Source organism: Streptomyces sp. NPDC006332 (genome assembly GCF_040612855.1).
GTDB lineage: Bacteria > Actinomycetota > Actinomycetes > Streptomycetales > Streptomycetaceae > Streptomyces.
This window is the reverse complement of the sequence record NZ_JBEXRA010000029.1, coordinates 110,427-118,473: the sequence shown is the minus strand read 5'-3', so window position 1 is coordinate 118,473 and position 8,047 is coordinate 110,427. Positions and strand designations below refer to the sequence as shown.

7 protein-coding genes are annotated in these 8,047 nt (G+C 71.8%); all 7 read right to left on the bottom strand.

The genetic code is table 11. From position 1 onward, the window contains the following. Nucleotides 1-103: 103 nt before the first annotated feature. The 7 genes from ABZ027_RS25220 to ABZ027_RS25190 all read right to left on the bottom strand — a co-directional run bounded on the left by ABZ027_RS25220 (nt 104) and on the right by ABZ027_RS25190 (nt 8,046). Complete coding sequence (locus ABZ027_RS25220) at nt 104-301, bottom strand: CDGSH iron-sulfur domain-containing protein (RefSeq protein WP_356772054.1); 198 nt, start codon at nt 299-301, stop codon at nt 104-106. Further along, a complete protein-coding gene (locus ABZ027_RS25215) occupies nt 282-935 on the bottom strand; it encodes a HemK2/MTQ2 family protein methyltransferase (RefSeq protein WP_356772052.1) in 654 nt (217 codons plus the stop codon). Before ABZ027_RS25215 ends, ABZ027_RS25220 begins: the two co-directional genes overlap by 20 nt. 35 nt (nt 936-970) lie before the next feature. Continuing rightward, a complete protein-coding gene (locus ABZ027_RS25210) occupies nt 971-1,984 on the bottom strand; it encodes an iron-containing redox enzyme family protein (RefSeq protein ID WP_356772050.1) in 1,014 nt (337 codons plus the stop codon). A gap of 115 nt (nt 1,985-2,099) precedes the next feature. Further along, nucleotides 2,100-2,285 carry a hypothetical protein gene (locus tag ABZ027_RS25205; protein WP_356772048.1) on the bottom strand — a complete coding sequence of 62 codons (186 nt, stop codon included), beginning with the start codon at nt 2,283-2,285 and terminating at the stop codon, nt 2,100-2,102. A gap of 77 nt (nt 2,286-2,362) precedes the next feature. Beyond that, nucleotides 2,363-3,367 (bottom strand): Ppx/GppA family phosphatase, encoded by a 1,005-nt coding sequence (locus tag ABZ027_RS25200; protein WP_356772046.1) that lies wholly within the window; start codon nt 3,365-3,367, stop codon nt 2,363-2,365. A 200-nt stretch (nt 3,368-3,567) separates the two neighbouring features. Further along, nucleotides 3,568-5,070 carry an MFS transporter gene (locus ABZ027_RS25195; RefSeq protein ID WP_356772044.1) on the bottom strand — a complete coding sequence of 501 codons (1,503 nt, stop codon included), beginning with the start codon at nt 5,068-5,070 and terminating at the stop codon, nt 3,568-3,570. 159 nt (nt 5,071-5,229) lie between these two features. Next, a complete protein-coding gene (locus ABZ027_RS25190) occupies nt 5,230-8,046 on the bottom strand; it encodes an NHLP bacteriocin export ABC transporter permease/ATPase subunit (RefSeq protein WP_356772042.1) in 2,817 nt (938 codons plus the stop codon). Nucleotide 8,047 lies beyond the last annotated feature (1 nt).

Below are 8,047 nucleotides of genomic sequence, written 5' to 3'. Positions count from 1 at the left end.
GGTGGCGCCGAGGATGGGGCCGTTGACGGTGCCCATGCCTCCGAGGACTACCGCTGGGGCCGTCCGCCGACCCCCGTTTCCGGATATCAGGGCCGGGCGGGATTCACGCCCGGTCGCGGTGGCTGGTGTCGCACCAGGGGTAGCGGCGGCTGCGGCGGCAGGTGCACAGGGCGACGCGGAACCGGTCGGAGGACACCGTGGTGCCGTCCTCCAGTTCCACTTCCACCGGGCCCTCCACCAGCAGGGGCCCCCGGCGCTGCATCGAGATTCTGCGGGGCGGGTCAGACGGGGAGTTCGGCACGGACGACCACCAGCTCTTCCTGCTTGTCGGCGGGGGACAGCAGCCCGCGCCCCCGCAGCCATTTCTCCCGCCCCCGCAGCACCGGACCGAACGAGATCTGGCTGCGTCGGATCACGGAGGCCTTCAGTCCGGCGGTACGCAGGTGATCGAGTGTCCGGGCGGGGTCGCTGAGCCCTGAGTGCACCATCAGCAGGACCCCGCCGGGCCTGAGCAGCGTGGGTGCCTCCTGGCAGATCCGGTCCAGGACGACCCGCCCGTCGTGCCCCGCGTCCCACGCCCGGGCCCGGCCGCGGGGCGGCCGCAGGCCCGTGGGGGAGGGCACATACGGCGGGTTGGTGAGGATGAAATCGAAGGACCGGCCCAGCACCGGGGCGAAGAGGTTCCCGCGCCGGACGCGGATGGGCACGCCCGCCACCCGGGCGTTCAGGCGTGCCGTGCACACCGCACGCCGCGAGACATCCACCGCGGTCACCCGGGCACCGCGGCGGGCGGCCTCGATGGCCAGCGCCCCGCTCCCGGTTCCCACGTCGAGCACCTCCGCTCCCGGCGGGATCGGCTCTTCGGACAGGGCCCCGGTCAGCAGGGCGGTGTCCTCCTGAGGGCAGTACACACCTGGGAGGACCAGTGGAAGCACCAGTGGATTCACCACCTCCGAGTACCCCGGGACATTCAGGAGATTCCTGATGTTTCGGATGTCAGGGGCATGCGCAACGACGAGCGGCCCGCGTTCCAGTCGGCGAGCAGCCGGGCGGCGAAACGGTCCTCGACATGTCCGGTGGCGTCGATGCCGAAGGCGACGTCCGGCGCGAGGTGCGGCTCCTGGTCGAGCAGACCGTCGATGACCTCATGGCGTACGACCTGCTCGTGGACCGCGTCGGCCTCGACGTGCTCGTCGTAGAAGAACTCGGCGGCGGCTCCGGCCCCCGTGCGCCGCATCGCCTCGGCCAGTCGGCGGGACCCGGGGGAGGAGGTGATCTCGACCGCCGCGAAGTGACCCACCAGGGCGCCTCGCAGTGAGCGGTGCAGCCCGAACAGGGACATCAGGTTCACGGTGGCCAGCAGCTCGGCCGAGGCCGCGTCCAGGTATCGGCCGTACGTGGTGTCCAGGCCCAGGTCGGCCATGAGGTCGGCGTACAGGCGGGCGTGCACGCGATCCGGGCGGCCCCCGCCGTACTCGTCGAACTCCACCGCCGCCATCCCCGCCTTGGCCCGGCCCCACAGCCTCGGCAGCACCCAGGCGTGCGGGTCCGCCTCCTTGAGGTGGTAGAGGGAGCGCTGGGCGGCGTACTCACGCACCTGCCACAGTTCGCCCCGGTCGCGCAGATGGTGGGAGACACCCGTACCGTCGACGGGCTCGACCAGGATCCCCGCGAGCGCGTCCTCGACGCTGTCGTGGACGGGGGTGTCCGCACGCAGCGCGGACAGGAAACGGTGTTCCAGCGCGGCCCGGGTGCGCAGCAGGTCCGGGTCCCACTCGCACTCCGGGGCCACGCCCGCGAAGCCGCGGTAGTGCAGCTCGTAGCAGAGGTACAGGGCGAGCTGGAGATCGTCGCCGTAGACGGGCGCGTTCGCGACGTCCTCGGGGCGCGGCAGCGGTCCGGCGCCCCGCAGGTACTGGGCGACGGCTGCCGAGACCGGCCCCCGTGGGGCCGGCAGAAGTGGCTCCTGGCTCTCGTGTGGCATGCGCGCCGGGTACCCCGCCGGTGCCGGGCCACCCGTCCGAATGGGCCCGCCCACGGGACGTGCCCGGACGGCGCGGCTCCTGCGAAGAGTCCCGCGGGCGCGCCGTCCGGGCAGGTCACTCGCCCTCGGACTCCTCCTGGGCTCGGGTGTTCGGGGTGATGGCCTCACCGGCCTCGCCGCGGCGTGAGCGCCGTTCGTCTGAGTCCTCGGTGCGGGTCTCGGCGTCCTCGATCTCCCGCAGGACCTCTTCGAGAGCGGTCTCGGGCGGCTCGTTCCGGTCGTTCTTCCCGGTGTCGGCCATGGTCGGCTCCCTTCTTCCGTCGTGGCTGTGCTTCTACGGCTTCCCCGTCCGGCCCGTTCCTCGCGGGTTTTCCCGGGTCAGCTCGTGGCGGTCGCGATGCGCAGCGGTACCGGGTCCGGCGGTGCCGCCTCGGTGCGGCGGGTGATCTCCGCCCACCAGGACGGCCCGTCCTCGATGTGCCGCAGCAGCACTCCCTCACGGATCGCCCACGGGCAGAGCGTGAGGGTCTTGATCCCGGTCAGCTTCATCGCGGTGTGTCCGACCACCGCGCCGGCCAGGCTCTGCGCGGCGCGCGGCGCGGAGATGCCGGGCAGCAGGGCACGGTCGGCGGTGGACAGGGCGGCCAGGCGGACGGTCGCCTCCCGCAGGTCGTCCCGGTGCAACCGGCGTTCCATGAACGGGCCGTGCCGCCCGGGCGCAGCACCGCACAGGCGGCCCAGTTGCTGGAAGGTGCGTGAGGTGGCCACCGCGGTGTGCGGTCCCTCCCAGCGGATCCGGGCCGCGGCGTCCCGCAGCTGGTGGCGGACCTTGCGGCGCAGCGCCCGGACCTGCTCCGGCGACGGCGGGTCCTGGCCTTCGAAGAACTCGTGGGTGAGGCGGCCCGCGCCGAGCGGCAGCGAGGCCACGAAGTCCGGCACCCGGCCGCGGCCGAAGGCCACTTCCAGCGAGCCGCCGCCGATGTCCAGCAGGGCGAGCGGCCCGGACCGCCAGCCCATCCAGCGGCGTGCGCCGAGGAAGGTGAGCTCCGCCTCCACCTCACCCGGCAGAGTGGACAGTTCGACCCCGGTCCGCGCCCGGACGGTCCGCAGCACCTCCTGGCGGTTCGGTGCGTTGCGTACCACCGCGGTCGCGAAGGCGAGCGGGTTCGCCGCACCCCACCTGGTCGCGGTCCGGCTCGCCTCGGCCACGGCGTCCACCAGCCGTTCGACGGCTTCGTCCGGAATCGACCCCCCCGGCCGCACCTGGTCGGACAGCCGCAGGCGCCACTTGGCGGTGTGGACCGGCAACGGAACCCCGTCCTCCGCGTCCGCGACCGCAAGTCTGACGGTGTTCGAGCCCACGTCCACCACGCTGATTCGCATAGCCCGTGGGTACCCAGTTGGCCCCGCGCCCAACGTCGAGGACCGCACGGGGGGCCGGGTACCGGCCAACTGCCCTGCCCCGCCGTCCGGTTGGGCGGGACCGGGTAGGTGCGGCGCCCAGCTGGACGGGAGCGTGCGGAGGGGCCGCCGTCTCCCTGCGGACGGCGGCCCCTCGGACCTGGCGGCTCAGACGGTTCGGGTCACATGTGGACGACGGGCGCGGCGTCCGGGTCCTGCTCCTGCACCCCGCGCCGGTAGAGCAGGCCCGCGATGAGCGCACCGGCGGCGAAGAAGCCCGCCGACCACCAGAAGGCGGTGGTGTAGCTCTCGATCGTCGCCTGGGCCCGCACCAGCTTGTCGGCCGGGTTCTTCCCGGCCAGGTAGTCGGCGGCGGCGCTGGCGGCCAGTGTGTTCAGCAGTGCCGTGCCGATCGAACCGCCCACCTGCTGCATGGCGTTGACCGTGGCGGAGGCGACGCCCGCGTCCTCGGCCCTTACTCCGCCGGTGGCCATCTGCATGGCCGGCGGCATCACCAGGCCGAGACCGATGCCGGTCACGATGAGCTGCGGCAGCACCGCGCTGGTGTAGGACGAGCCGACACCGATCCCGGTCAGCCACGCCATGCCGACGCCGGCGATCGCGAAGCCCAGCGGAATGACCGCCTTGGGCCCGATCCGCGGCACCAGCATCGTGGTGCCGACCTGCGAGGCCACCATCAGCGCGGCCACCATCGGCAGGAACGCCACACCGGTCTTGGTGGGACTGAAGCCCAGGTTCAGCTGGAGGTAGTAGGTGAGGAAGAGGAACACGCCGAACATGCCCGCGCCGGAGATCAGCACGGCGAAGAAGGAGGCCGCGCGGTTGCGGTCCAGCAGGATGCGCAGCGGCAGCAGCGGGTGCGCGGCACGGGTCTGCCACCAGGCGAACGCGGCAAGCAGCACACCGCCGGCGATCAGGAAACCCCAGGTGGCGGGCGAGTCCCAGTCGTGCGTCTCGGCGTTGGAGAAGCCGTAGACCAGGGAGAACAGACCGGCGGCGACCAGAACGGTGCCCGGCACGTCCAGCTTGGCGTTCGAGGCGTCGCGCTTGTTGGACAGCAGGACCCAGCCGCCCGCGAAGGCGAGGACGGCGATGACGACGTTGACGTACAGCGTCCAGCGCCAGTCGAGGGTGTCGGTCAGGACGCCGCCGAGCAGCAGGCCCACCGCGCCGCCCGCGCCGGCGATGGCACCGTAGACGCTGAACGCCTTGGCGCGCTCGCGGGCGTCGGTGAACGTGGTGTTCAGCAGGGAGAGCGCGGCGGGCGCGAGGAGTGCGCCGAAGGCACCCTGCAGGGCGCGAGCCGTGACCAGCATCTCGAAGTTGGTCGCGGCGCCGCCGACCGCGGAGACCGCCGCGAAACCGACGATGCCGATGAGGAAGGCCGGCTTGCGGCCGAACAGGTCGGCTATGCGTCCGCCGAGCAGCAGCAGTGAGGCGAAGGCCAGCGCGTACGCGGTGACGATCCACTGCCGGTTGCCGTCGGAGAACCCGAGGTCGGCCTGTGCGGACGGCAGTGCGATGTTCACGATGGTGGCGTCCAGGACCACCATCAGCTGGGCCAGGGCGATGACCGCGAGGATCCACCACTTCTTCGACGAGGCGCCGTCCGGCGCAGTCGCGGCGCCCTCCGCGCTTCTTTCAGTCAGCGTTTTCTGTGACATCGGGGAACCCACACTCCAGGGAAGTTGGTCAAGATGACAGGCACGTAAACGAAACTGTTTCGTACACCTGGAGAGTAGAGCACTTCCAGCGAAACGGCAACGTTTCGCTGCAAGGGGGGAAGCTCGGCCGTGTCCGCCTCGGTCCCGACGCCTGACGCGTCAGGCCATCTGGCGGCGCACCAGCTCGTGCAGCCGACCGCCGGTGTCCGCGAGGAGCTGGGCGGGCGGGCCCTGCTGGGCGACCTTGCCGTCCTCCATCACGATCACGCGGTCGGCGTCCATGACGGTCGACAGGCGGTGCGCGATGACGACGCGGGTGGCGTTCAGGGCCTTGGTGCTCTCGATGACCGTGCGCTGGGTCTCGTTGTCGAGGGCGCTGGTCGCCTCGTCGAAGAAGAGGATGCGTGGACGGCGGATCAGTGCCTGCGCGATCATGAGGCGTTGCCGCTGGCCGCCGGAGACCGCGCCGCTGCCCGAGACGATCGTGTGCAGGCCCATCGGCATCCGCTTGATGTCCTCGGCGAGCCCCGCCATCTCGGCCGCCGCCATCGCCTCCTCCGGCGTGTACGGCTCGGTGCCGCAGATCACGTCCAGGATCGAGCCGGTGAACGGCTGCGCGTGCTGGAGCACCACCCCGCACTGCCGGCGTACGGCGGACTGGTCGAGCGCGGCCAGGTCCTGACCGTCGTACAGCACACTGCCCAAGACCGGCGGGTCGAAGCCGATCAGCAGCCTGAGCAGGGTCGACTTGCCGCAGCCGCTCGGGCCGACGACCGCCACGAACTCACCGGGCCGGATGTCGAACGAGACGTCGTCCAGGACCAGCGGACCGTCGTCCGAGTAGCGGAACGACAGCCGGCGGGCCTCGATGCCCCCCGAGAGCGTGCCGGGCCGGGTGCTGGCCGTACGCACCTCGGGCGTGGCCTCCAGGACCGGCTTGATCTCCTCGAACAGCGGCAGCGCGGCCACCGCCGAGACGAAGGAGCCGGTCAGCTGGGTGACGGCCGTCAGCAGCATCGTCACCGAGGTGTTGAAGGTGAGGAACGCGGACGCCGACATCACCCCGCGCGCCGGGCCCGCCAGCAGCATGAACATCAGCAGGGTGCACAGCGGCAGGTACACCGCGCCCATCACCGTGGTGAGGTTCTTGATGCGCCCCACCTTCTGCTGGAGTTCCCGGCTGCGCGCGAACTCCGACGCCCAAGCCGCGTAGGCGTAGTTCTCGGCCGCCGCCACCCTGAGCTTCGGCAGGCCGCGCAGGGTCTGGAAGGCCTGGTTGTTCAGCTTGTTGCCGAGCACCACCAGCCGCCGCTGCCACCGCACCTGCCACAGCCCGAGCCCCAGGAACACCGCGGCGATGACGACGAGCATGCCGATCGCCGCGAACGCCATCGAGGCGCTGTACCAGAACAGCAGCCCCAGGTTCATCGCGCCCACGGTCACCGACTGGGCGAGCACCGGACCGATGCCCGCCATCATCCTGCGCATCGCGCTGATGCCCATGGCGGCGCTCGCCAGCTCGCCCGTGGAGCGCTCGGTGAAGAACTTCGTCGGCAGCCTCAGCAGCCGGTCCCACACCGCCGGTTGCAGCGTGGACTCGATCCGGCCCTCCAGGCGGAGGATCGTCAGGTTCTCCAGCAGCATGAAGGCCGCCGCCACCACACTGCTGACCATCACGGCGAGGCAGACCTGCACGATCAGCGCGGTCTGCGCCTTCGGCACGAACTCGCCCAGCACCTTGCCGGTCGCGATCGGCACCAGCGCACCGATCGCGACCGTCACCAGACCGCTGATCAGCAGGTTCCGCAGGTCGCCGCCGGTGCCGCGCATGCTGAAACGCAGCAGCCCGAGCGGCGTCAGCGGCCGGTCGGGCAGCGGACGGTAGAACATCACCGCACGCGGTTCGAACTCCTCCGCGTTCGCCTTCTCGATCGGCGTCTCCCGGCCGGTCGCCGGATGGACGGCCACGTACCCGCCGCGCCGCCACAGCAGCGCGACCGGCGCGCCGGACAGGGCCCGGTGGCCCACCAGCGGGCCGACGTTGTCGTGCCACCACCGCCCGTCCAGCCGGACGGCCCTGGTGCGCACGCGGGACGCGATCGCGACCCGTTCGACCGGGTCGAGACGGTCGCTCTCGGTGCCGGACTGCGCCGGCTCGGCGAGCGTGATCCCGGCCGCCTCGGCGACCAGCTTGCACGCGGCGTGACTGGCGTCCGCGTCGGCTGCCGTGGTGCGTCGGTCGGACCGCTTGCCGATCGACGCCAGCAGCGTCCGGTCGGCCTGCGCGCGGACCGCCTCACCGGCCTTGATCCCGGCCGCCGTGCGGGTCTCGTGGGTGTGCTCCAGCTGCTCGATCCAGCGATCCAGCGTGGTCAGCAGCCGGTACTGCTGATCGACCATGCTCTGCCACACCGCAGGGTCCATCAGCAGGTCGGCGGCCGCCTCGGCGCCGTACAGCGAGCCGTACTGCACACTGCCCGGCGGGACCTGCATCCAGAACACGTCGTCATCCGTGAGCGCGGCGGCCCGTTCGGTGGCCATCGGCGCCTGGAAGAGGATCGACAGGCTGCGGCCGACGCCCAGGGCGAGGGCGTACTCCAGCGGGCTCGTCGTCGGCGGCACGTACTGCGGGTTGCCGTACTCGTCATAGGACCAGGTCTCGGTGTTCGCGGGCTGGTACAGCTCGCGCAGACCGATCCGGCGCACCACACAGTCCCTGAGCGGCCGCGCCACCAGGGTGTGCTCGGGCCCGGCCACCGGACCCAGCAGAAGTGAGCCCGCCTCCAGGCGGCCCAGGTGGTGCCAGTGGCCCTGCTCGTCGGCGTCCACCGCGAACAGGTCGACGGCGCCGGCCGCCACCAGCCACAACACCTGCGGCCCCTCCAGATCGAGGCGGCTCAAGCCGGTGCAGTCCAGGGGCGCGCCCATGGACCCGAGCGCGCCCAGAACGAGGTCCGGCTCGTGTGCGGTCGTCATC